The sequence below is a fragment of the Xanthomonas sp. 10-10 genome (assembly GCF_040182365.1).
Lineage (GTDB): Bacteria > Pseudomonadota > Gammaproteobacteria > Xanthomonadales > Xanthomonadaceae > Xanthomonas > Xanthomonas arboricola_F.
Genome location: NZ_CP144460.1, coordinates 2,573,720 through 2,598,851, shown reverse-complemented (window position 1 = coordinate 2,598,851; position 25,132 = coordinate 2,573,720). Strand labels below are relative to the sequence as shown.

9 protein-coding genes and 1 pseudogene are annotated in these 25,132 nt (G+C 65.6%); 2 read left to right on the top strand and 8 right to left on the bottom strand.

What is annotated here, in order from left to right; all coding sequences use genetic code 11:
• Positions 1 to 407: 407 nt before the first annotated feature.
• On the top strand, positions 408 to 3,158 hold the full coding sequence (locus tag VZ068_RS10900; protein WP_349655333.1) for a S8 family serine peptidase: 2,751 nt from the start codon (positions 408 to 410) through the stop codon (positions 3,156 to 3,158).
• 170 nt (positions 3,159 to 3,328) lie between these two features.
• Here VZ068_RS10900 and VZ068_RS10895 read toward each other — a convergent pair whose 3' ends face one another.
• Positions 3,329 to 13,528, bottom strand: a complete 10,200-nt coding sequence (locus tag VZ068_RS10895) for an autotransporter-associated beta strand repeat-containing protein (protein ID WP_349655332.1) — start codon at positions 13,526 to 13,528, stop codon at positions 3,329 to 3,331.
• Between the two features lie 710 nt (positions 13,529 to 14,238).
• Here VZ068_RS10895 and VZ068_RS10890 point away from each other — a divergent pair.
• Entirely contained in the window at positions 14,239 to 16,050 is a 1,812-nt protein-coding gene (locus VZ068_RS10890; protein WP_349657688.1) for an EAL domain-containing protein, read from the top strand.
• A gap of 115 nt (positions 16,051 to 16,165) precedes the next feature.
• On the opposite strand, the gene VZ068_RS10885 is transcribed toward VZ068_RS10890, so the two are convergent.
• The 7 genes and pseudogenes from VZ068_RS10885 to nirB all read right to left on the bottom strand — a co-directional run bounded on the left by VZ068_RS10885 (position 16,166) and on the right by nirB (position 25,127).
• Positions 16,166 to 17,086 carry a M14 family metallocarboxypeptidase gene (locus tag VZ068_RS10885; RefSeq protein WP_259167967.1) on the bottom strand — a complete coding sequence of 307 codons (921 nt, stop codon included), beginning with the start codon at positions 17,084 to 17,086 and terminating at the stop codon, positions 16,166 to 16,168.
• Between the two features lie 276 nt (positions 17,087 to 17,362).
• Positions 17,363 to 17,665 carry a hypothetical protein gene (locus tag VZ068_RS10880; RefSeq protein WP_349657616.1) on the bottom strand — a complete coding sequence of 101 codons (303 nt, stop codon included), beginning with the start codon at positions 17,663 to 17,665 and terminating at the stop codon, positions 17,363 to 17,365.
• Positions 17,666 to 17,863: 198 nt separating this feature from the next.
• A complete protein-coding gene (locus tag VZ068_RS10875; protein ID WP_005990975.1) occupies positions 17,864 to 18,121 on the bottom strand; it encodes a KGG domain-containing protein in 258 nt (85 codons plus the stop codon).
• Positions 18,122 to 18,740: 619 nt separating this feature from the next.
• Positions 18,741 to 19,487: a uroporphyrinogen-III C-methyltransferase gene (gene cobA, locus VZ068_RS10870; protein WP_349657687.1), complete on the bottom strand. Its 747-nt coding sequence runs from the start codon at positions 19,485 to 19,487 to the stop codon at positions 18,741 to 18,743.
• A 68-nt stretch (positions 19,488 to 19,555) separates the two neighbouring features.
• A pseudogene (locus tag VZ068_RS10865) lies at positions 19,556 to 22,351 on the bottom strand (molybdopterin-dependent oxidoreductase); the annotation flags it as partial.
• Positions 22,348 to 22,713: a nitrite reductase small subunit NirD gene (nirD, locus tag VZ068_RS10860; RefSeq protein ID WP_349657615.1), complete on the bottom strand. Its 366-nt coding sequence runs from the start codon at positions 22,711 to 22,713 to the stop codon at positions 22,348 to 22,350. The pseudogene VZ068_RS10865 and the gene nirD, both read right to left, overlap by 4 nt.
• The gene (nirB, locus tag VZ068_RS10855; RefSeq protein WP_349657686.1) at positions 22,710 to 25,127 is read right to left on the bottom strand and encodes a nitrite reductase large subunit NirB; all 2,418 of its coding nucleotides are present in this window, start codon (positions 25,125 to 25,127) and stop codon (positions 22,710 to 22,712) included. The genes nirD and nirB overlap by 4 nt, the downstream gene beginning before the upstream one ends.
• Positions 25,128 to 25,132: the final 5 nt, after the last annotated feature.

Genomic DNA, 25,132 nt, shown 5'->3' with positions numbered 1-25,132 from the left:
ATCGCATTTAGGATTGCCGCCCTCTGCGAAATGTGACTGACTATTGTTGCGTTCGGTCCGACAATTTTCCGTGTTTTGATTTGTTAGCCGCCTATTAGGCTGATATCGCTATGGGGTGAATCGGCGCTGCCTATCGCATGATCTTTTTCTCTGAATAGCAACTGTCCATTCAGACTTTAGAGTTAATGGCTAGCGCCGTTAAACAAACCGCAGGCACACGGCAAGTGCATCAACGTATTTGCCGAGTACTTCGTCAGCGCAACTCCGAGGGGACGGACCGCTGTGGTTTGAAGTGAATAACACGTGAAATTAAACGCCTTCGTTGGTGACCGCCAGCGCTGGGACCTTCTGCGCCAAATTTCAGAATCAGCGGTAGCGGCGCGCCTACAACGGAATCGACCACGCTTATGAATCGCTCGCTACTTGCAACCACCATCGCCTCCTGTCTTGTCCTGACCGCATGTGGCGGCGGTGGCGGTGGCGGCAACGTCCGCAGTGAGCCGCCGCAGAGTACGGTGATTGCGCCGGCACCTACGCCGACCGCGCCGACCACTCCGGGCACCACCTCCGATCCGCTGCCCAAGACCGCGCCGGTTCCGACACCTGCGCCTGCCCGTTATCAAGGCGTCGGCAGCAATCTGCTGGTGCCGATCAATGCCGATCTGGCGCAGCAGGCCGGTGCCCGCGGCCAGGGCGTGAAGCTGGCGGTGCTGGACGACAACCTGATGCCGAGTTACGCGCCGATTGCCGGCAAGGTCGATGGCTTCACCGACTACACCGCCAGCCCGGGTACGCCCGAGTCGTCGTCCAACGCGCTGCGCGGCCATGGCACCATCGTCTCGGCGCTGGCGTTGGGCTCGGCGCAGGACGGCTTTGCCGGTGGCGTCGCTCCGGATGCGGACCTGTTCTATGCGCGGATCTGCGCAGAGAATTCCTGCGGTACCCAGCAGGCCCGCCGCGCGGCGGTGGATCTGGCCGCCTCCGGCGTGCGCATCGCCAATCTGTCGCTGGGCGCCTCGTATGCCGACGCCGCCAGCAGCGCCAATGCGGCAGCCGCCTGGCGATTTGCGCTGACGCCGCTGGTGCAGGCAGACGCGCTGATCGTCGCCTCGACCGGCAACGAAGGCGCCGCCGAAGCCTCGTATCCGGCGGCGACGCCGGTGCAGGAAGCCAGCGTGCGCAACAACTGGCTGGCGGTGGGCGCGATCAATGTCGACAGTGCCGGCAATGCGGCCGGTCTGACCAGCTATTCCAACCATTGTGGCGCCGCTGCGCAATGGTGCCTGGTGGCACCGGGCAGCTTCACCGCTCCGGCGCTGGCCGGCACCGAATTGCAGGGCCAGATCGCCGGCACCTCGTTCTCCACCGCTGCGGTCAGCGGCGTCGCGGCGCAGGTTCTGGGCGTGTATCCGTGGATGAGCGCCTCCAACCTGCAACAGACCCTGCTGACCACCGCTACCGACCTGGGCGACCCGGGCGTGGATGCGCTGTATGGCTGGGGCCTGGTCAACGCGGCCAAGGCGATCAAGGGCCCGGGCCAGTTTGCCAGCAACTGGTCCGCCACCGTGGGTGCAGGCTACGACAGCACCTTCAGCAACGACATTTCAGGCAGCGGCAGCCTGACCAAGAATGGCAGCGGCAAACTCACCCTGAGCGGCAACAACACCTATACCGGCGGCACCACGATTACTGACGGCGTACTGGCGCTGTCCGGCAGCCTGCGCTCGGATCTTGTGGTGGCCAACTCGGCCACCTTCGAGTCGCGCGGCGGCGTGATCAACGGCGGCTACAGCCTGGTCAACAGCACCGGCACCACCGCCATCGAATTGGGCAAGGGGTTGACCGTCACAGGCTTGGCCAGCCTGAAGGGCAATCTGCTGTTGCTGCCGGAAGCGTCCGGCTACAGCGTCGGCAGCAGCGAGAAGATCGTAAGGGCCGGTGTCCTGCAGGGCACGTTCGACCGCGTGCAGTACGCCAACAATTTCTTTTGGACCGCATCGCTTTCCTACGACCCGACCACTGTCACCGCAACCCTGACCCGCAATGCGTCGGCCGCCAGTGCGCAGGCCGCGGGTGCGCCGCAGGCCGTGGTCAACGGCGCTGCCCAGGCTGATGCGCTGGTCAAGGTGCTGGACACCCGCGTGGCATCCGGCGACACCGCAAATTTGGGTGGTCTGATCAGCGCCACCGGCTCGCTGCTGGCGGCATCCAATGCGCAGGTTGCCGCATCGCTGCCGACCCTGGCCGGCCAGGTGCACGGTATCGAGCGCACGCTGGGCTTCCAGTCGGCACTCAACGATGCGCGTGTTGCTGCCGATCGCCTGCCCTACCTGGCCGACACCACCACGCTGACCACCTGGATGCAGGGCAGCTACCTGGATGGCGATCTGAGCCGCAGCGGGTTTGCATCGGCCGACTACACCCAGCAGGCCACCACCTTCGGTGTGGATGTGCCGGTCGGCAGTGTCGGCACGGTGGTGGGCGCTGCGGTGACCTCCGGTCAGGACCGCGCGCACATCGATGCTTCGGCCAGCCGTCTGCGCTCGGACCGTTACGCAATGACCGCGTACCTGTACCAGCCGATCGGCCAGGCGTACCTGTCGGGCATCGGTTCGTATGGCATGAGCAATGTGGAGACCGAGCGCAACGTGCAGGCCGGCAGCGTCGGCGAGCGCTTGCAGGACCGTCGCCACGACACCAACTGGTCGCTGCGCGCGGAGGTCGGCCTGCTGCCGCATGCCGGGCTGTCGCCCTTCGTTGCCGCAGGTGTGGTCAGCCAGACCCAGGATGCCTTCAGCGAAGCCTCGGTGACCGGTCTGGGCCTGAGCGCCGGCAGCGATACCTTGCGCGCGGGGTATGCCGAGGCGGGCGTGCGCGGCCATCTGGCACACGGCAAGTGGGGCTTCGATGGTCTGGTCGCCTACCGCTCGTTGCTGGGCAACCCCAACGCCGACTTCAGCGCCTGGTTCACCGGCTTGCCGGAAGCGCGCTTCAACGTGGCCGGGACGCCGGTGTCCAGGCAGGCCGTGCGCGCCTCGGTCGGCGTGCGGTACCAGGTCAACGACGCGTTCTCGCTGTACGGCAATGTGGGCGCCGAGCGTGGACGTTCCGATTCCAACAGCATCAACGCCAATGTCGGTCTACGCTGGCAGTTCTGATCCAGCGCTGGCGGCGGTTGCGCGACGGCATCCGCCAGCCGCGTAACGCCAGCGACTGCGAAGGCCCCGGCATGCCGGGGCCTTCATCCGTCTCGGTGCGCATCTGGCCGAGCGGATCGGCAAAAGAGCCCCGGCGTGCCGGGGCTTTGTCGTTGACTGCGGGGAGCCGATCAGAAACTCCAGCCCCAGGTCACCTGTCCGCCGTAGGCGGTCTGTCCATCGCCGCTGAGTCCTTGCAACGACAGCGACATGCGGCTGTTGGGCGACGTGATCAGGCTGACGCCCAACTCGCCGATGGCCGCATTCCTGGCCAGCGTGACGCTTTGCACCGAGAACTCCGAGCCGGTGCCGATGAAGCCCGCCGATCGCTGCACCGCGCGATCGCCAAACGCGTGGCGCCAGCCCGCCGAGGCATAGAGTGCGGCCTGCTGACCAAGCTCCCAACGTCCGCGCACACCCAGGGTAGTGGTGGTGAATTCGTCCTTGGCGCTGTCGACCGACAACCCGGAGATCCCGCCGCGCTCAGTGAACCCGTCGGTCTTGAGATGGGTGTAGTCGGCGGCAATGAACGGGCTGTACACCGCATTGCCGGTACGCAGATTCCACGACGCTTCCAGCGACACCGTCACGGCAGTGGCGTCGTATTGGCTGGTGAGCCGTTCCTCGAGCACGCCGGGCAGCACGACCCGGCGCGCGCCGTCCACGCTGTAGTCCGCATAGTCCACCGCGCCCTGCAGCGAGAATGCGGACCAATCGGCCTGGCCATACACACCGACATGCGTGCCGTCGATGTCGGAGCGGTCGCCCCACTCGCGCGACCAGCTTTCGATGTCCTGGCTGCCCACCGCCACACCGAGCACGCTGCGCTCGCCGATGCGGCGTTCTGCACCGGCCATGATGCCGTTGTCTTCGCGGCGTACCGAAACCGCGTTGGCATCGCCGTCGACGCGATTGGGCAGGCTACGCCCGGTGATCCATACGGTGGTGTCACCGATGCGGGTGTCCTGGCTGTCGCCGCGCAGATGGCTGCCGATGCCGCTGTTGAGAAAGCGGCTGTCCAGCATGGCGGTCGCGGTGCTGGCATGGCTTTCGCCCGACAGCGACGCGAAGGCGGTGGCGACTGCCTGCGCGTCGTCCGGCAGACGCACGACGGCCTGATACACCGGGCTATCGATCGACAGGCCGTCGACCGCAGCGGCAGCGGACTGCTGGTTGGGCGTGGTCACCGTATCCACCATGCCGACGGTGTTGCGCCCCAGCGACACCGACAACCCCGTTGCGCTGGTGCTGACGTCGGGATCGATAAACGCGTAATCGGAGAAGACGTTGGTGAATTGCCCGGTGAGTCCCCCAGCAGCGTTGATCACCGGAATCTCGGTGAACAATGGCAGGTCGGCCGCACGTACCAACACCAATGAGCTGCCCGGCGCCAGCGTGGCCGCGCCGCCTACCGTTACCGGCGTCACCACACCGCCCGTGCCGGACGTGACCTGCACCGTGGAGCCGGGGCCGATGGTGGCGTTGCCGCCCACATTGATCGTGCCGGTGGTGCCGCCGATGGCCAGGGTACCGCCGGTCGTGGTCAGGCTGCCGATGCTGCCGCTGCCGGTCAGCGTACCGCCCGGCCCCACCGTCACAGGCCCGCCGATCGCGGCGCCCGGGTTGGCCGGGTTGCCGACGCTCAAGGTGCCCGCCGTGATGGCGGTCGGGCCGGTGAAGCCGCTGCTGTCTGCAGTGACCAGCAGGGTGCCGATGCCGTCCTTGAGCAGGCTACCGGTGCCCGACAGCGTACCTGCGTAGGTGCCGCTGGCGTTCTGCGCGAACACCAGCGCGCTGTTGTTTGCGATGTTGCCCTGCAGGCTGTCGGTGTCGCCGATCAGGGTACCCGCGTTGATGGTGGTGCCACCGAGATACCCGTTGACGCCATCCAGCGTGACCGCACCGCTGCCGTCCTTGATCAGCGCACCGCTGCCGGCGATGTTGCCGGTAAAGCTGCCGTCGCCGGCCTGATCGAAGACCAGCACACCGTTGTCGAGAATGTTGCCTTGCAGGCTGGTGGTGGTGCCCTGCAGCGTGCCGTCGGCAATGGCGGTGCCGCCGCTATAAGTGTTGGCACCGGCCAGCGTGAGCACGCCGGCACCTTGTTTCACCACGCTACCGGCGCCGCTGACGATGCCGGTAAAGGTGCCATCGGCAGACTGGTCGAAGACCAGCGTGGCGTTGTTCACCACATCGCCCTGCAGGCTGGTGGTCGTGCCGATCAAGCTGCCGGCACTCACCAGCGTGCCGCCGGCATAGCTGTTGGCACCGGTCAGTTGCAGTGCGCCGCTGCCGGCCTTCTCCAGCGAGCCGGTCCCGCTGACCACACCGGCATACACCCCGCCGGTGGCCTGGTTGAACACCAGTGCCGCATTGTTGACGATGTCGCCCTGCACGCTGGTGCTGTCGCCGATCAAGCTGCCCGCCGCAATCGTGGTGCCGCCGCTGTAGCCATTGGCACCGTTGAGCAACAGCGCGCCTGCACCGTCCTTGACCACGTTGCCGGTGCCGGTGATCGAACCGCTGAACACGCCATCGGCTGCCTGGTTGAACGCCACGGTGGCGTTGTCGACGATCGCGCCCTGCAAGCTGCCGCTATTGCCCGCCAGCGTGCCGGCACTGACGGTGGTGCCGCCGGTATAGCTGTTGCTGCCGTCCAGCGTCAGCGTGCCGGTATTGGTCTTGATCAGCGCGCCGTTGCCGCCGATGGCACCCGACAAGGTCAGATCGGCCGGGTTGTCGACGGTGAGCGCTGCGCCCAGGTTGACCGTATTGCCCAGCGCGGCGGCGATCGCATTGCTGAGCACCGAAGCGCCGGTCACCGACAACGTGCCGCTGCCCAAGGCCGTGCTGCTGCCCACCGCCAGCGTGCCGGCATTCAACACGGTGCCGCCCGCGTAGCTGTTGTTGCCGTCGAGCGTCAGCGTGGTGGCGCCGTTCTTGATCAGGCTGCCCGCACCGCTGACCGGGCCGGACACGCTCAGGTCGTTGCTGCCAAGCAGATTCAACGCGCCATTCACCACCACCGCGTTGCCCAGCGCCAGTGCCTGGTTGCTATCGAGGCTGGTGCCGGCCGCTGCGGTCAACGTGCCGGTGCCCAGCGCTTGCGCATCGCCCAGCACCAGCGTGCCGCCATCGAGCAAGGTGCCGCCGGTGTAGCTGTTGGCTGCGTCGAGCACCAAGGTGCCGGTGTCGAGTTTCTGCAGTGCGCCTGCGCCGCCGATGGCGACATCGATCGTGCCGGTTACACCAGGGTCGACGCGGATGATGGTGTTGGCGGCATTGGCGCTCAACGCACCGGCACCGCCGTCGCTCAGCACATAGCCATCGGTGACGAACTGCATGCCGGTGATGCCCTGGGTGCCTTGCACGGCCACGGTACCGGCAGTGCCGGCGAATACTGCGAAGCTGTTCTGCCAGGTATCGTTGGTCAGGCCGTCGATCGCTGTCCAGTTGGTGCCGCCGGCCGTCCATGCAGCGCTGCCGCCATCGATGGCGCCGTTGGCGACGGTTTGCGCACCATCCCAGAACTGCACGTTGCTGCCCGGCGCCAGCACCACCACGTTGATCTGTTGTGCCAGTGCGGTCTGCAGCGTCAGCTGGGTCGGGTCCACGGTGCCGGGCAGCGTGCCGATGCCCAGGCCGTTGTCGGTCAACGCACCGCTGTAGTCGATCAGGCGATACACACCGGTACCGAAGCCGCCGATGTCGGTGATGTTGAGCGTGCCGTCCAGCGTGAGGTCGCCGTTGACCGCCAGCACGCCGGTCTGGCTCGGGATGCCCAGGAATGCATCGAGCGTGGCGTTGGGCGCCATGCTCAAGCTGCCGGTGGTGAGCAATGCGCCACTGCTCACCACCAGACGGCCGCCATCGTTGACGTTGACCGCCGCATCGACCAGGCCGCTGCCGCTCAAGCTGCCGCCGGCACCAACGCTCAGGCCGCCAGCACTGGCCAGCGTGCCATCCACATCCAGCGTGCCGCCGAGGATCTGCGTGGTGCCGCCCAGCGCGCTGGTACCGGTGAGCTGCAGCGTGCCGGTGCCCACCTTGTCCAGGTTGCCGGCGCCGCTCAGACTACCCGCAAAGGTGCTGCCGACGTTGTTGACGCCCAGCTGCAGCGTGTTGCCCCCGAGGATGTCGACCGCACCCTGCCCGGTCACCGCGCCCAGCGCTGCACTGCTGCCCAACGACAGCCCCGCACCTGCGGCGACATCCACCGCGCTGGCGGCCCCCAGGTTGCCGGTGGCGGAGGTGGCAAGCACACCCGCCTGCACCGCCACCGGGCCGCTGAAGCTGTTGGCGCCGGACAAGGTCAAGGTACCCAGACCGGTCTTGGTGAGCGCACCGGCACCACTGAGCGTGCCGGTTAGTGCCAGATCCGCAGCGCTGGCGATGGTCAGGTCCGCACCCAGGTTGACGCCGTTGCCCAGCGCCAGCGCGATGGCATTGCTCAAGGTGGAATTGCCCAGCACCGACAGGCTGCCGACACCCAGGGCGGTGTTGCCGCCCACCGCCAGCGTGCCGGCGTTCAACACGGTGCCGCCCGCGTAGCTGTTGCTGCCATCGAGCGTCAGCGTGGTCGTACCGTTCTTGATCAAGCCGCCCGCACCGCTGACCGGGCCGGACACGCTCAGGTCGTTGCTGCCAACCAGAGTCAGTGCGCCATTCACCACCACCGCATTGCCCAACACCACTGCCTGATTGTTATCGAGGCTGGTGCCGGCCGCGGCGGTCAATGCGCCGGTGCCAAGTGCCTGCGCATCCCCAAGCACCAGCGTGCCGCCACTGAGCGCGGTGCCGCCGGTATAGCTGTTGGCTGCGTCGAGCACCAAGGTGCCGGTGTCGAGTTTCTCTACGCCACCGATGCCGGCGATGGCGACATCGATCGTGGCGGTGGCCCCCGGGTCGACGCGGATTGCGGTGAGCGGGCTGGCCACCGCCAGCGTGCCCGCACCGGCATCGTTCAACAGGTAGCCATCGCTCGCAAACTGCAGCCCGCCGATGTTTTGCGTGCCCTGCACGCCGACGCTGCCGGCAGTGCCGGAGAACACGGCAAAATCGCCCTGCCAGGTGCTGTTGGCCGAGCCGTCCTGGCCGGTCCAGTTGGTGGCAGCGCCCCACACGCCCGAGCCGCCATCGACGCTACCGTTGGCCGTGGTCTGCACGCCGTCCCAGAACTGCACGATGCTGCCCGGCGCCGTCACCACCAGGTTGATCTGCTGGCCGATCGCGGTCTGCAATGCCAGTTGGCTGATATCGACGCTGCCGGGAATGCTGCCGAACAGCATGCCGTTGTTGGTCAACACGCCGGTGTAATCGATCAACCGATACACGCCGGAGCCGAAGCCGCCGATGTCGATGACATTGAGCGTGCCGTCGAGGGTGAGATTGCCGTTGACCGCAAGCAGGCGCGTGTTGCTGGGCGCCGCAAGCGACACGTCCATCAAGGCGCCCGGTGCCAACGTCAGCCCGCCCATGCTGAGCGAGGAACCGCTGCTCAACGCCAGCCGGCCGCCATTGCCGATGGTCACATCGCTGCCGATGCTGCCACTGGGGCCGGTACCGGTGAGCGTGCCGCCAGCGAGCACATTCAACGCGCTCGTGCCCAGGCTGCCCACCACGTCCAGGGTGCCGCCGCTCACCTGGGTGGCGCCGCCGATCACGCTGGAGCCGAGCAGGTTCACGGTGCCGGCGCCGACCTTGTCCAGATTGCCGCCACCGCCCAGGCTGCCGGCGAAGTTGCCGCTGCCCAACTGCAGGGTGGCACCGGCATCGGTATCGACGCCACCCGCACCGGTGAGTGCGTTGATCAATCCGCCGTTGGTCAGGTTCAAGGATGCGCCGGCTGCCACATCGACGTTGCTTGCATTGCCGAGCGATGCGGCGGTGCTGGCCACCACGGTGCCGGCCTGGATCGCCAGCGGGCCGGTGTAGGTATTGCCGCCGCTCAGCGTCAAGGTGCCGAGGCCGGTCTTGGTCAGCGCGCCCGCGCCGCTGATGGTACCGCTGGCCAGCATGTCGGCCGCGTTGTCGAAGGTAAGCGCCGCAGACAGATCGATGCCATTGCTCAAGGCCACCGCGATGGCATTGCTCAGCGCCGAATCGCCGGTAACCGACAAGCTGCCGGTACCGAGCGCGTTGTCGGCCCCCACCGCAATCGTGCCGGCGTTGAGCGTGGTGCCGCCGCTATAGCTGTTGCTGCCATTGAGCGACACGGTGGTGGTGCCGTCCTTGACCAGGCTTCCGGTGCCGCTGATGGTGCCGTTCAAGGCCAGGTCGTTGCTGCCGATCAGCGAGAGCTGGCTGTTCAATTGCACGCTATTGCCGACCGCAAGCGCGGTGTTGGCATCCAGTTCGCTAGCGCCACCGACCAACAGTCCGCCCACGCCCAAGGCTGCAGCGTTGCCAAGCACCAGGCGGCCGGCATCCAGGGTGACCCCGCCACTGAAGGTATTGGCATTGCCCAGGGTCAGTGTTGCCGTGCCCTGCTTGACGAGGCTGCCGGCGCCGCTGATCACGCCGTCCAGCGCGATGTCCTGCGTACCGGGCAACGTCAGCGCTCCGTTCAAGGCAAGTGCATTGGCCAACGCCACGGACGTGGTGGCATCGAGCGTCGTGCCGCCTGCAGCGGTGAGCGTGCCGGTCCCCAATGCCGTGTTGCTGCCGACCACTAACCCGCCCGCTTGCAGCTGCAACCCGCCGCCCCAGCTGTTGTTGCCTGTGAGCGTGAGCGTCTGCGTACCGCTCTTGATCAGGCTGCCCGCGCCATCGATCACGCCATCGAGCGTGAGCGCCTGGCCGTCGATGCCGAGCGCACCATTGAGCGTGACGGCGTTCTGCAGGCTTGCAGCGATCGCGGCACTGAGCAGCGTGCCGTCGGCCGCAATGAGCGCACCGCTACCCAGCGCCGTGTCACTGCCGACGATCAGCGACCCCGCATCCAACAGCGTGCCGCCGGCATAGGCATTGTTGCCGGCCAGCGTCAACGCAGCGGTGCCCTGCTTGATCAGGCTGCCGGCTCCGCTCACCGTGCCGGTCAAGCCCAGCGCGTTGTTGCCGGTCAGCGACAGCGCACCGTTCAAGACGACGTCATTGCCCAGCGTCGCTGCGGTGGTCGCCTGCAACTGGGTGCCGTTGGCAGCGGTCAACGTACCGCTTCCCAGGGCCGCGCCGCTGTCGATCAGCAATGCGCCCGCATTGAGATCCACGCCGCCGGTAAAGGTGTTTGCGCCGGCCAGCGTCAGTGCAGCAGCACCGTTTTTTACCAGGCCGCCCGCCCCGCTGATGCCTCCATTGAGCACCAGGTCCTGGCTGCCTCCGAGCGATAGATCGGCATTCAACACCACGTCGTTGGCGAGCACGCGTGCCGCGGTGCCATCGAGCTGGCCGCCGGCAACGGTGAGGCTGCCTGTGCCCAGTGCGGCATCGCTGCCCAATACCAGGCTGCCCGCAGTCAACAGCGTGCCACCGGTGTAGGTGTTGTTTCCGGTCAGGGTCAGGCTGGCGGGGCCGAGTTTGTCCAGGCTTCCGGCACCGCTGATGCCGCCAGTGAGTGTCAGCGCATTGCTGCCGCCGATGCTGACCAAACCTGTCAGCGCGATGGCATTGGAGAGCGTGTTCACCGCGAGATTGTCCAGCGTGGTGCCGGCCGCTGCGGTCAATGCGCCCACACCCAGCGCCGTGTCGCTGCCGACCACAAGCTTGCCCGCATTCAGCGAGGTGCCGCCGGTGTACAGATTGTTGCCGCTGAGGGTCAGATCGCCGCTACCGGTCTTGACCAGGCTGCCGGCACCGCTGATACCGCCGCCCAGCGTCAGCGCCTGCGCGCCGTTGAGCGTCAACGCACTGCTATTCAATGCGATGGCGTTGGTCAGCGAGGTAGGCGTCGTGCCCTGCAGGTTGGCGTTGCCGGCGAGGCTGAGTGCGCCGCTGCCGAGCGCCCCGTTGTTGGTCACCTGCAAGGTACCGCCGGCAAGCGTGGTGCCACCGCTGTAAGTGTTCAACCCGCCCAGCGTGAGCGTGCCGGTGCCGAGCTTGCTCAACGCACCGGTGCCGCTGATCGAACCACTCAAGTTCAGGGCAGTGCCATTGCTGGCCACGCCCAGATTGCCGGTGAGCGCAATCGCATTGCCCAATGTCGCCGCAGTGCCTGCATCGAGCACGCCGCCGCTGGCGGTCAAGGTGCCGGTGCCCAGTGCGGCGTTGGAGCCGACCACCAGGCGCCCGTTGTTCAACGTGGTGCCACCGGTATAGCCGTTGGTACCGGTCAAGGTGAGATCGCCGGCACCGCTCTTGATCAGGCTGCCGCTGCCAGTGATGGCGCCACCCAGGGTCAGTGCCTGCGCGCCCGTCCACGTCAACGGTCCGACAAGATCGACCGCGTTGTTCACCGCCAGCGATGCGCTGGTGCTGAGACTGGCGTTGTCGGTAACACGCAACACCCCGGTGCCCAGCGCCGAGCTATTGCCCAGTTGCAGCGTGCCTGCTGTCAGCGTCGTTGTGCCTGAATAGGTGTTTGTTCCGCCAAGCGCAAGCGTGCCGAAGCCCGTCTTGGTGATGCCGCCGGTTCCTGCAAGTGCACCGGTCAAGCTGAGTGCACCGCCACTTGTACCCAGGCTCAGCGTGGTATTGAGTGCAAACGCATTGTTCAAGGTCAACGGTGCGGTGGTGTCCAGCGACCCGCCTGCCGCAGTGACGGTACCGGTTCCGAGCGCGCCGGAGGTTTCCAGCACCGTGGTGCCCGCGCTCAGCGTGGTGCCGCCGGAGTAGGTATTGGCGCCGCCAAGCGTGAGCGTGCCCGTGCCGGTCTTGTTGAGCGCACCGGCTCCGCTGACAACACCGCCCAGCCGCACGGTATTGGTCCCGCCAATGCCAAGGTTGTTGTTCAACACAAAAGCGTTGGTCAAGTCGAGTGCGGCACCGGCCAGCAGGCTCCCGCCGGAGGCGGTGACGGTCCCGGTTCCCAATGCAGCGTTATTGCCTGCGGTCAGCGTGCCTGCGCCCAGATTGACGCCGCCGCTGAAGGTATTGCTGCCGGTGAGGTTCAATCCGCCGGTACCGGCCTTGGTGAGTGCGCCCGTCCCTGTCAGCGTGCTGCCGATCGTCAGCGCATTGGTGCCCTGCACGGTCAAACCGCCCGCCGCAAGCGCAATGCCACCGGCCGGAGCCAGCGTCAGCCCGGCAGCTGTGGCTTCGAGCGTGCCGCCGTTGGACGCGATCGTCGTGCCCAATTGTGCGGGCGTCGCAAATTGCAGCACACCTCCATTGAGCGCGCTGCTGCCAAAGTTGCTCGCGCCGCTCAAGGCCCAGGTGCCGCTATTGACACGCAGGCTGCCGAAATTGATGTACTGATCGGTGCTTGCCGTGCCGACGCCGGTCACGCCGCTGCCGGTTCCGGTGGCTGAATTTTGCAGGATCAGCGTGTTGGTTCCTCCCGCACCGCCATCCACCACGCCGGTGCGGGCAAAGCTCAGCAAGCCGCCTGGGCCAAGCAATTCCAGTCCGAGTCCGCCAGCGCTGTTGATGCTCCCGCCCGTGACTGCGGTGAAGGTATTGCTACTGTTGGAACCCATCGACACGCTGCCGTTGATGGTGCCGGAGTTGACGAAACTGTTGCCGGTGGCCGAACTCTGAAAACCGACCCGTCCCTCGATGGTGCCGGTGTTGACCGCATTGACGGTGCCACCGCCACTGACGGCGATCACTGGCGTGTCGGCACCCAGTAGCGAGAGGTTGAGCAGCGAGCGGCTGGTGATCGTGCCGGCATTATTGATCTGCACGACGCCATTGCTGGCAGAGGTCATTCCCAATGCCATTCCATCGAGATTGAGCAGGTTGGCGCCCAGCAACCCGCCAGTACCGTAGATGGTGCCGCCGACAAGATTATTGGCAACCACCGAGGTCGAGCTTGCATTGCCCATGCTGACGCCGGTACTCAATACCGACAGCAGGCCAAGCACAGATGGATCGATGGTGCCGCTGTTGTTGAGCGTGGCATTGGTGCCGCTGAGCGCGATGGCGGTACCACCCAGCAAGCCTGCGGTCATCTGTGTGCCGGAAGCCACGTTGACGGTCAGATTATTTGCGCCACTGGAAAACGCATTACTGGTGACCGGCAGACCGCTGCAGGTGACGGTCGCGCCGGCGGCAGGCAGTGCGGGCGTGCATGCACCCCAGGCCAATGCGGGAGCGGCGGCCCCCACCGCCAGAACCACCAGACTCGGCAACGCCCGACGCGTCGCGCCGGGCTTACGTCGACGCCGCACCAGCTCATGCGTCACGACCCAGTTGCCGATGGCTGCGTTCCAGACCAGCGCAAATGCACGATTCATTCCGATTCCCCTGATTGACCGCAATAGATCAGCGCACACGGATATGCACGCCTTCGAAAGACGGAGGTGGATATGGCAATCCGATGGATTTAGAGCGTGACCCGCTTCAGATGGGCCACTTAAGGATGAGGGTGATTAATACCAATCCCTGGTAAATGCGTTGCCAAATTAATAGGCGAATCAACTTGATCAAACTGTGCTGAGTATCACTAACCATAAACACATCCATTACACGGCCATAAACTGTCGACCTGTTTACTAGCGCCCGCTTCAGACGAAAATGCGAGCGTCACGGGACGCAACCCGCAAGACCTTCTAGCGGGCACTACGGGTAAATCCTCTATCTGTCGCCGCATGCAGGCGCTGATTGATTTGTCGAGCCCGCAGCATCACGCGAACCGATACGTGCCGAATTGCGTGACAGCTAATCGAACCCTATAAGCGGGCACGACAAGTTTATTCCGTGCTGCAAAAAAATGTGATGAGCGCAACCGGATTGCCTGAGCCCGCTTGGATCGATAAAACCAATTAACGGTCGACGCCGGGCGGTGCAATGCGATATTTGTATAAGCCAAGGCTTGAGGCGAGACGCGCGGCGCTTAACAATTAGTGTGGTGTGCTGCTCGCAGACGCGACCGCTTGCGATGGCAGCATGCTCCCGCTCGTCACTCGTCGATGACTTCGATTTGTTTCTAGTAGCCATGCAGTGTGTGATCTTCAACACGGAACCTGACGACATGACGCTTGCTTCGGGAGACAAATCACCGGAACGCCAGTTCGACTGGTCCGGCGTGCCGATCGATCTCGGCGGGATGGAGCCGCTCGAACAGATCGCTCGCCTGCTCTGCCATGCGCTGGTCGCACCGGCAGCGGCACTGACCATTACCGAAGCCGGCCGCATGCGTGTGCTCGCATCGCGCGGCATCAGCACCCATCAGGTCGAGCAAGCCATCGCGCTGTGTCAGCGTGCCCCCGCCGCCTCCAACGGGGTGACGGAGTTGATCGAACATCCCGCGCTTGAGCCGATTCAACTCGGCGACTCCGCTTTCCCCGGACTGCCTGCACGCTTTATCGCCTGCGTCCCGGTCGGTGCGCCGCAAGCGGGCATCACAGGCACACTGTGCGTGATCGACACGCGCGAGCGCCGCCTTGCCAGCCAGGAACACCAGCAGCTGCTGATGTTTGCCAATGTGGCCGCTGCGCAGCTGGAGTTGCAGTTCGGCGCGGGCCGGCGTGAACCACATAGCGGCCTGCTCAATGCGCGTCAGCTGCAATCGGACCTGGATGCCCTGGCCTTCGGCAGCCACAGCGTGCCGACCATCGCGGCCTTCATCGAGGTCTACGACACCCAGGCGGCCAACGAGGCACGCCAGGCGCTGGGCATGCAGCCGCTGGAAGAGCTGATCCGTCATGCCAGCTACGTGCTGACACGCGCCCTGCGTGGCAAGGCCACCGTCTATCACGTCGCCCCGATGCGCTTTGCTTTTTTTCTGCTGAACTCAGCGCCCGACGAGATGGAAGACCTGTTGCTGGATTTGCGCGACATGCTGCACAAGCCGGTGGATGCCGCCGGTGTGCCGATGTCGCTGACGTTCCATGCCGGTGTGGTGCGCTTCGCACCGCAACAACCGGACACCAACGATGTGATGCGCAAGGGGCTGGTCTCGCTGGGCGATGCCATCAGCAACAATGCGGTGATGTGCTGGTACAGCGCATCGCAGGACGACGCGATCCAGCGCTCGTATCGGCTGGCGCTGGACGCGGAAAAGGCGCTGGACGCTGGCGATTTCCGGCTGGTGTTCCAGCCACGCATCGACCTGCAGGATCTGTCGGTGATCGGATTCGAAGCGCTGCTGCGCTGGCGGCATGCCAGCCTGGGCCCGATCGGCCCGGACGAGTTCATTCCATTGTTCGAAAAGACCGCGCTGATGTGCACGGTCACCAACTGGGTGATCGAAAGCGCATTGCTGCAACTGGCGCAATGGCGATCGCAAGGCCTGGATTTTTCCATCTCGATCAATCTGTCCTCGCGCGATTTCGGCAACATCAACCTGGCCGCCGATGTGATCAATCGTTGCAAGGACCTGGCCATCCCCACCAGCCGAATCGAGCTGGAAATCACCGAAGGCCGCTGGTTGCGCAGCAATGTCGAGGCCATTCCGCGGCTGCGCGCATTACGCGACGCTGGCGTCAGCGTGGCCATCGACGATTTCGGTACCGGCTACAGCAATTTCGGCTACCTCACCGAACTGCCTGTCAATGTGCTCAAGCTGGATCGCTCGCTGGTCACCGGCATCGCCAGCAAGGCAGGCATGCAGATGCGCGCAGAAGCGGTGGTGCGCCTGGCCAGCGCGCTGGGCTATCGCACCGTTGCCGAGGGCATCGAGCATGCCGACGAGATTGCGTTGCTGCGAAGCTGGGGCTGCGATGAGGCCCAGGGGTATCTGTTGTCCAAGCCGATTGAGGCGCAACTGGTTGCGACCTATGTGCAGGACGCCACCGCGCAGCGACGCCTGCCCTGAAGCAATGCCGCGTGGTTGCGCCAGTCCTTTGCCTGCAGGGACCGCCTGCCCGCATGCGGCACCAGGCGGCTCGAGCGCGTCGCGAGCACGCGATCGAGCAGCAGCCTGCGTCGTTTCACGCTTGTGAGAGCGCGTAATCCAGTGCCGCACAAATCGCCGCGACCTGCGCGGCATTGCACTGCTGCGGCGTTGCGCGTGGGCTGTCCGGATACACCTCGGTGGTGGTGCGATAGCGCGCATCGGTGATGCCGGCGCACAGGCCCAGGCGTCGTACCGGGTAATTGATCACGCCATGGCCGGTCACCGGCGCACCGATGATCTGCCCCTGCGCATCGGCCGGTGCGATATGGGTGACCCGCTCCACTGCCGCGATCACCGCCTGTTGAAACGCCGCTTGCGGGTCTTGACTATCGCCCACCAGATAGAACCCGTCCGGAATGCTGCCAGGCACGAACGGCACGCCATCGCGCGCCGCCAACGCAGGACGGAACTCGCTTTCATCGCTGTCCGTGGTTTCGTGCAGGTCGATATGCACCAGCATGTTGCCCGCCGTTGCGGCGACCAGTTGCATCAGGGCCGCCGACTCTGCGGCTGGGCTGTTGGCACGAAATGAGCGGTTCGGATCGACCGCCTCGGCATTCCAGCGCTGGATACGCTCATAGCCCCACGGATTGACGCACGGTGCAACCAGCAGGTTGATCCTGCCCGCATAATCGGCAGCACGTTGCTGCAAAAACAGCAGCGCGCCCTGCACGCCACTGGTTTCGTACCCATGCACGCCGCCGGTCACCAATGCGCACGGCAGCGTGCTGTCCCATACGGCACTGCGCAATGCCAGCAGCGGGTACTGCGCGGGGCCTGCTTCGATGGTGCCGTAGTGCACGCATTGGTAGCGCTCATCCACGGCCTCGATGAGCCGTACCACCTCCGATGCGTAACTGCGCTGCACTGACTGACGCGCGCGCCATGCACTGCGTTCGCCATCGCCCCACGGCTGGCCAGGCGTACCGATCGGGTAATCGAGATGCGTCGTCATGATCCACTTGCGTTGCCAAAGAACGTTCAAGGGTAAGCGCTTGCCGCGCAGAAGCAAAAAACCTTGCAGCGCGGTCATTCATGGGGCTGACCGTACCGCACCCGCGGTTTGCTGCTTGGCAAGGTGACAGGGTGGCGTCGCGAATCGGGCAGCCTTCGATCCCCTGGGGCAGATGCGCCGCCCGCCAGCGCACCACGGCGGCTCCCGCTGAAGAATCTGCTTGCAGACATGAATTATCTCGACATCCGCCCTCCTGGCCGCGCCCGACAATGCGGTCTACGTGCCGATCTCCAGGTGATCGAACAGGCGGCTCGCCATCGCGCGTTCGACGATGGCCTTGGAGGTGGTCGCCTCACCCTTGGCCTGGCCGCACGCGGCCATCCTGCCCCCGATGTCCTGGCTGTCGTCGATAGCAGGATATTTCAGCGCCAGCGTCACCGCATGGCAGGGTTTGCGAGGTCTGCAAATTCTGCCGACGCTGCAACGCTCAACAGCGGAAGCCGGAAAATTCGCCCTGCAATCGATAGTGAGAGCAGCAAAAGCTGCAAAAATTTCCGAAGCGTTAGCAATGCGTTGCACATCAATCGGTTAGGGCCGCACTGATGAACAGGACGCCGTAATGGCCGTCACCGAGGTCATCCGGTTGCAATCGATTGTTTGTGCGGGCGCGCATCTGAGCGGCTTGCGCCTTAAAAAACAGCAGGCCCTGCGCTCTGCAGCGCAGGGCCTGCGCCCCCTGAATCACCGACGGCACGCGGTTGCGCGCCGTGCCGTTGATTACGCGGATTCTTCCTGCGGCTTGGCCTGCTTGGATCGCCCGCCCTTGCTGCCGATACGCGACATATGATCACGGTCGCGGCTCACTGCCTGGCCGCCTTTCCGACCTGCTTCCCGTGCCTCGTCGCTAGTGAATTCGTGCGCGTTACCACTGGCGTGCGCAGCCTTGCCACCGCTGCTGGCCAGCACGCGACGCTTCTCCGGGTCCAATGCGGCGAAGCCGCGCCGGCTACGAGTACTGTTCTGTCCGTCTTCCACTGTGCCTCCTCTCGATGCATCGGGTACGTCATTCGGTGAGGAGCTCAACGCAACATTCGTGCCAACCCGCAAATACAGCAAAAATGGTGGCAAACGAGCACATGCAGGAAAAAACCGCTGCGCTCGCTGCGCAAATCTTGCACACCTTGCCTGGCAAAGAAGGGCTCAACGCATCGCGAAACGGTTAGCGCTACCAATGACGGCGCAGTTGCTGCCGACGGCTATCCTGGCGCTCAGATGGCATGCACGCCTGCGTGTTGGGGAACGGCATCATCTACGGGACGCACGTTGCGAAGCGACGCGCCCCGTACTGTGCCCTGCCCTATCGGATGGTGGACGCAGGCGCGAGATGGGCTGGCAGCCTGCAGCGCTCCTGCTGCAGGCGGAGCGTGCGCAGGATCGTCCTTAGAGCATCGTAGGTGCCGGCGTCATGCGCCCGCACGCGGCTGTGGCACGGATGCGATACGTCTGCACACTGTGCGACTGATCGACCAGCGATCAAGCCCGCACACGTCCCGCATCGGGTCAAGCCTGTTGCAACACACTCGCTCGCGCCGTCACGCGCGTCTGATCAGCTCATGCCACGCCGCACGATCCCGGGCGGCATGGCGAGGTACGCTTACCCTGCCGCCTGCTGCTGCACCGCACCGAAGCGGTCGTCGCAGGCCAGCGATGCTTCGGACAATGCATCGCCCACCAACAGCAAGGTGGGCAGACCTGGTAGCAGCGCTGCCGCAGTAGTTCCCAGCTCGCCCAGCGTGGTCAGCCTGCGCTGCTGCTCCGGTCGCGTGGCCGCCTGCACGATGGCGGCCGGCGTGCTGGCCGGAAGATGCAGTAGCAGCGCCGTGGCCAACGCGTCTGCGCGGCGCAACCCCATGTAGATGCCCAGCGTTGTACCGCTGGCCGCCAGCGCCCCCCAGTTCGGCTCACCATGGTCGTGCGTGTGCGCGGTGACGAAGGTGATGCCGTGGCAGTGGCTGCGGTGGGTCAGTGACACTTCCAGCGATGCTGCGGCAGCGAACGCAGCGCTCACGCCATTGATCACCTGCACGCCCACGCCGGCGCGGCGCAGGAAGTCGATCTCTTCGCCCGCGCGGCCGAACAACAACGCATCGCCGCCCTTGACCCGCACCACGCGCAACCCCTGCAACGCGTAACGCCGCATCAACCGGCAGATGAACTCCTGCGGCGTGGAACGACAACCACCGCGTTTGCCGACGCGGATCACGCGCGCCTGCGGTGCCAGCTCGACGATGTCGGGGTTGGCCAGGTCGTCCAGCAGCAGCACCTGCGCCACTGATAGCGCCTTCACCGCCTTGATGGTGAGCAGTTCCAGATCGCCAGGGCCGGCAGACAACAACACCACATCACGCGCGCAGGACGGTCCGACTGACATGAGAGATCTCGCAATGTAGGGATGGGTGGGGTGCACCAGGCCAGCCGCGGTTGGCGACACAGCCGGGTCAGTTGCGGAACGCAGGAGCCGCAGACGGTGCCGCAGCCCAGGCGTTGCTTGAGCTGTGCGACGTCGGCACCGTCGTCGATGGCTGCGTGGATCGCGGCGGCCGAGACCTGCATGCAGGTGCACACGATCGGGTCGCTGGGCGCGGCGCGCGTCTGGGCGAACACCGCCAGCCGCGCCCCCGGCCAGGGCTTGCCGGCCAATGCCACCGTCAGCAGCGATTGATTGGCATCGCTGGGTTGTGCGGCGGTCAGGAGCAGGCCATCGATATGGCTGTGGCCGTCCTGCATGCGCCAACCGACGCGCCGCATCAATCCACGGCGCAGGTCGCGGTACTCCAATACGTCGGCACCAGCGGGCAATTGCAGCGCGGCAACCAGGCGATCGATCCACGCGGCATCGGGCGCGCGCGCGCAGGCGGCGTGCAGTACCGCCCACTGCCCGGCGTTATCGGTCAATGGCTCGGCATGCAGGCGCAGGCTCGCATAGCCGCACTCGCGCAGCAGCGGTTGCAGTGACTGCTGCAAGGCCAGCGCATCGCCGCGCCGTGCCGCCAGCAGGTGCCAGCCAAACACCGCCTTGTCCACACGCACGGCCGCGTGCTTGAGCTCGGGCTGGTGCGAGCGCGCATCCACCGCCGGCGTGCTGACTTCGTTGATGCCGCCGCTGGACAGCGTCTGTCCGCTCCAGTGCATCGCGGCAAAAACGGTGCCCGAGCGCAGTTCCTCCGACAGTTCCAACGGCAGCACCAGTCCACCGCGCTTGCTGGCGACCTGCACCAACTCGCCGGCCACCAGCCCGCGGCGCGCGGCATCGTCCGGGTGCATGCGCAACGAGGGTTCCGGGCTGTGCGAATAGGCCGCAGCCACGCGCCCGGTGCGCGACATGCCATGCCACTGGTCGCGCAGGCGACCGGTGAGCAGGCGCATCGGAAAGCGCGCCGAGGTGGCCTCGGCCACTTTGCGATACGGCGTTGCATGAAACCGCGCACGGCCATCGGCCGTGGCGAACACCCCATCGGTGTAGCGACGCGCCTGCCCTTGCGTGGCGCCTGCAGGGAACGGCCATTGCTGCGGGCCATTGTCCAACACCGCGTAATCCAGCCCTCCGATGTCCAGATCGCGCCCTATCGTCAACCCACGATGCTCGTCGAAGACCTGTGCTGTGCTGTCGAACGCGAACAGGCCGGCGCCGGTAGCCGGTGCCAGCCGCGCCTCCAGTCGACGGGCGACTTCATTGGCAATCCACCAATCGGCACGCGCCTGCCCGGGCGCTTCCACCGCCTTGCGCACACGGGTGACGCGGCGTTCGGAATTGGTCACCGTGCCGTCCTTCTCGCCCCAGCTGGCCGCCGGCAGCAAGACGTCGGCATAGGGCACGGTGTCGGTGCCGGAGAAGGCATCCTGCACGATCACCAGTTCGGCCTGTTCCAGTGCGGCGCGAATACCCGCCACGTCCGGCATCGAGTGCACGGGGTTGGTGCAGACGATCCACACCGCCTTCAGGCTGCCGGCGCGCAGCCGCTCGAACAACTCCACCGCCGGCGCGCCGGGGTTGGGCGAGATGCGCCCCGCCGGCACGCCCCACAGCCGTTCCAGCTCGGCACGATGGTCCGCATTGCCGATCTCGCGGTGCGCCGCCAGCATCGTCGCCATGCCGCCCACCTCCCTCCCGCCCATCGCATTGGGTTGGCCGGTCAGCGAAAACGGCCCTGCGCCGGGCTTGCCGATCTGTCCGGTGGCCAGATGCAGATTGATCAACGCAAGATTCTTGTCGGTGCCGTGCGCCGACTGATTCAGGCCCATGCAATACAGCGACAGCGCTGCCGGGCTGCGCCCGAACCACTCGGCCGCCTGCACCAGGTCCTCGTGCGAGATTCCGCAGATCTCGGCGCTCATGCGCGGGGTGTACTCGCGCAGCATTCGCTTGAGGGCATCGAACTCCTGCGTGTTTGCCGCAACGAAGCGCGCATCCACCAGACCCTCCCAGATCAGGTGATGCAGCATGCCGTTGAACAGGGCGACGTCGGTGCCGGGTTCGATTGCAAGGTGCAGGTCGGCCATGGCCGCGGTATCGGTGCGCCGCGGGTCAATCACGATCCAGCGAATGTCCGGGTTGCGTGCACGCGCGTCTTCCAGCCGGCGAAACAGCACCGGATGCGCGTATGCCATGTTGCTGCCGGCAAACAGCACGGTGTGCGCCAGCTCCAGATCTTCATAGCAGGTCGGCGGGCCATCGGCGCCGAGCGCCAGCTTGTAACCGGTGACCGCGCTGGACATGCACAGGCGCGAATTGGTGTCGATGTTGTTGGTACCGATCAGCCCCTTGGCCAGCTTGTTGAAGACGTAATAGTCCTCGGTGAGCAGCTGCCCGGACAGATAGAACGCCACCGCATCGGGGCCATGTTCCTGGATGATGGCGGCCAGCTTGCTGCTGACATGCTGCAGCGCCTGATCCCAGCTCACCGGCGCACGCGACGCCTGCCGATGCCGGCGCAACTCCGGCGCAAGAACGCGCCCCTGCGTGCTTGCGACGGTCTGCGGCAACGCCAGACCCTTGCTGCACAGACGGCCGTAATTTGCAGGATGCAGCGGGTCGCCTTCGATGCCGACGATGCGTTCGCCATCGACATCGTGCGTGCTGTGAATCAGCACGCCGCAACCCACACCGCAATAACAGCAGGTCGAGCGCGTGATGCGATGCATCGGCCCTGCCGTCGGTGGCTGCGCCGCGTTGGCTGGCGACGGTGGCTGCAGGCCTTCGCTCATGTTGCCGGCTCGGTCACGGCATCGTCCTGCTCTACCGGCTGCAGGACGATCCACACCGCCTCGGCCTCCACCTTGATCGGATAGCGCGGCGCGCAGCCCACGTCGGGCGCGCAGGCCTGCCCGCTCTGCAAGCCGATCGCCCAGCCATGCAGGGGGCAGGTCACGGTGTCGCCAGCCACGATGCCCTGGGACAACGGCCCACCCTTGTGCGGGCAACGGTCGCGTAGTGCAAACACCTGATCGCTGGCAGTGCGAAAGATGGCGATCGCCGGCAGTCCATCGACCTTCAGCACGCGTGCGCCCAGCACCGGCAGGTCCTGCAGCGCGCACACGCGCACCCATGCGTGATTGGGCATGCTCATTCCTCCACCGTTGCCGCAGGCGCCGCGATACGCAGCGGTTGGTATTCCTGACGCCGCTCGCCGGCGATGCGTGCCTTCCACGGGTCGACCAGGCCTTCCAGCGAATACAGCAGGCGCTCGTACAACGCACGTCGGTTGGCCGCGTCATCCACCACCTGTGCGCGGATGTAATCCAGCCCCACCCGTGCGATGTAGTGCACGGTGCGATCCAGGTAATACGCCTGCTCGCGATACAGCTGCAGGAACGCACCGGTGTATTCGCGCACTTCCTCGGCGGTGCTCACCTTGACCAGGAAGCGGGCCACCTCGGTCTTGATGCCGCCATTGCCACCGACATGCAGCTCCCACCCCGAGTCCACAGCGATGATGCCGACATCCTTGATGCCGGATTCGGCGCAGTTGCGCGGGCAGCCGGATACCGCCAGCTTCACCTTGTGCGGGCTCCACATATTGGCCAGCATGGTTTCCAGGTCGATGCCCATCTGCGTGCTGTTCTGGGTGCCGAAACGGCAGAACTCGCTGCCCACGCAGGTCTTCACCGTGCGGATCGACTTGCCGTAGGCGTGGCCGGAGGGCATGCCCAGATCGCGCCACACATCCACCAGGTCTTCCTTCCGGACCCCGAGCAGATCGATGCGCTGGCCACCGGTCACCTTGACCATCGGCACGGCGTACTTGTCGGCGACATCGGCAATGCGGCGCAGCTCGCCGGCATTGGTCACCCCGCCCTTCATCTGCGGAATCACCGAGAAGGTGCCGTCCTTCTGGATGTTGGCGTGCGCACGCTCGTTGATGAAGCGCGACTGCGGATCGTCGATGGCCTCGTGCGGCCAGCTCGACAACATGTAGTAGTTGATCGCCGGCCGGCAGGTCGCGCAACCATTGGGCGTGCGCCATTCCATGAAGGCGTAGGCCTGTGCATGGGTCAGCAACCTGTGCTCGCGAATGGCGCGTCGCACCTCGCCATGGCTCAGATCGGTGCAGGCGCAGACGGCCTTGGTTTTCGGCGTTTCCTGGAAGTTGGAGCCCAGGCAGTTCATCAGGATCTGCTCGACCAGCCCCGTGCACGAGCCGCAGGAACTGGCCGCCTTGGTGTGCTTCTTCACCTCATCGACGGTGAACAGCCCCTGCTCGCTGATGGCTTTGACAATCGTGCCCTTGCACACGCCGTTGCAGCCGCAGACCTCGTCGCTGTCGGCCATCGCACTGGCGCGGTCCTGCCCGCCGGTACCGGCATCGCCGAGTGCGCTCTCGCCGAAGATCAACTGGTCGCGCTGCGCCTGGATCGGCGTGCCGTCCTTGAGCAGCTTGAAGTACCAGCCGCCATCGCTGGTGTCGCCGTACAGGCAGGCGCCGACCAGCACATCGTCGCGGATCACCAGCTTCTTGTAGACCCCGCCGGCCGGATCGGACAGCACGATCTCCTCGCAGCCATCGCCGCCCATGAAATCGCCGGCCGAAAACAGGTCGATCCCGGTGACCTTGAGCTTGGTCGAGGCCACCGAACCGCGGTAGATGCCGATGCCGAACTGCGCCAGGTGATTCGCGCACACCTTGGCCTGCTCGAACAACGGTGCCACCAGGCCGTACGCAATGCCACGGTGGTTTGCGCACTCGCCCACTGCGTACACGCGCGGATCGAAGCTCTGCAGACTGTCGTTGACCACGATGCCGCGCGAGCAATGGATGCCGGCGTCTTCGGCCAGGCGGGTGTTCGGGCGGATGCCCGCTGCCATCACCACCAGATCGGCCGGGATCTCGCTGCCATCGGCGAACTTCACGCCAATCACCTCGCCCTGCGCATTGCCCAGCAAGGCACTGGTCGCGGTACTCAGCCTGAACTCCAGCCCGCGCGCGCGCAGTGCCTGCTGCAGCAGATTGCCGGCCACCGGGTCGAGCTGGCGCTCCAGCAACCACCCGGCCAGATGCACCACGGTCACGTCCATGCCGCGTACCTTCAGGCCGTTGGCTGCTTCCAGGCCAAGCAGGCCGCCACCGATCACCACCGCGTGCTGCCTGGTGCGCGCGGTATCGATCATGGTGCGGGTATCCTGGATATCGCGGTACCCGATCACGCCTTTCAATTCATTGCCGGGAATTGGCAACACGAACGGTACCGAGCCGGTGGCGATCAACAGCCGGTCGTACTCGGCTTCGGTACCATCGGCGGCAATCACGCGGCGACGCACGCGGTCGATGCGCGTGACTTCCTTGTTCAAGTGCAGATGGATGCCGTTGTCGCGGTACCACTGCAACGGGTTGAGCACGATGTCGTCGAACTCCTGCTCGCCGGCCAGCACCGGCGACAGCAGGATGCGGTTGTAGTTGGGATGCGGCTCGGCGCCGAACACGGTGATGTGGTACATGCCCGGCATCAGCTTGAGCAGTTCCTCCACGGTGCGGATGCCGGCCATGCCAT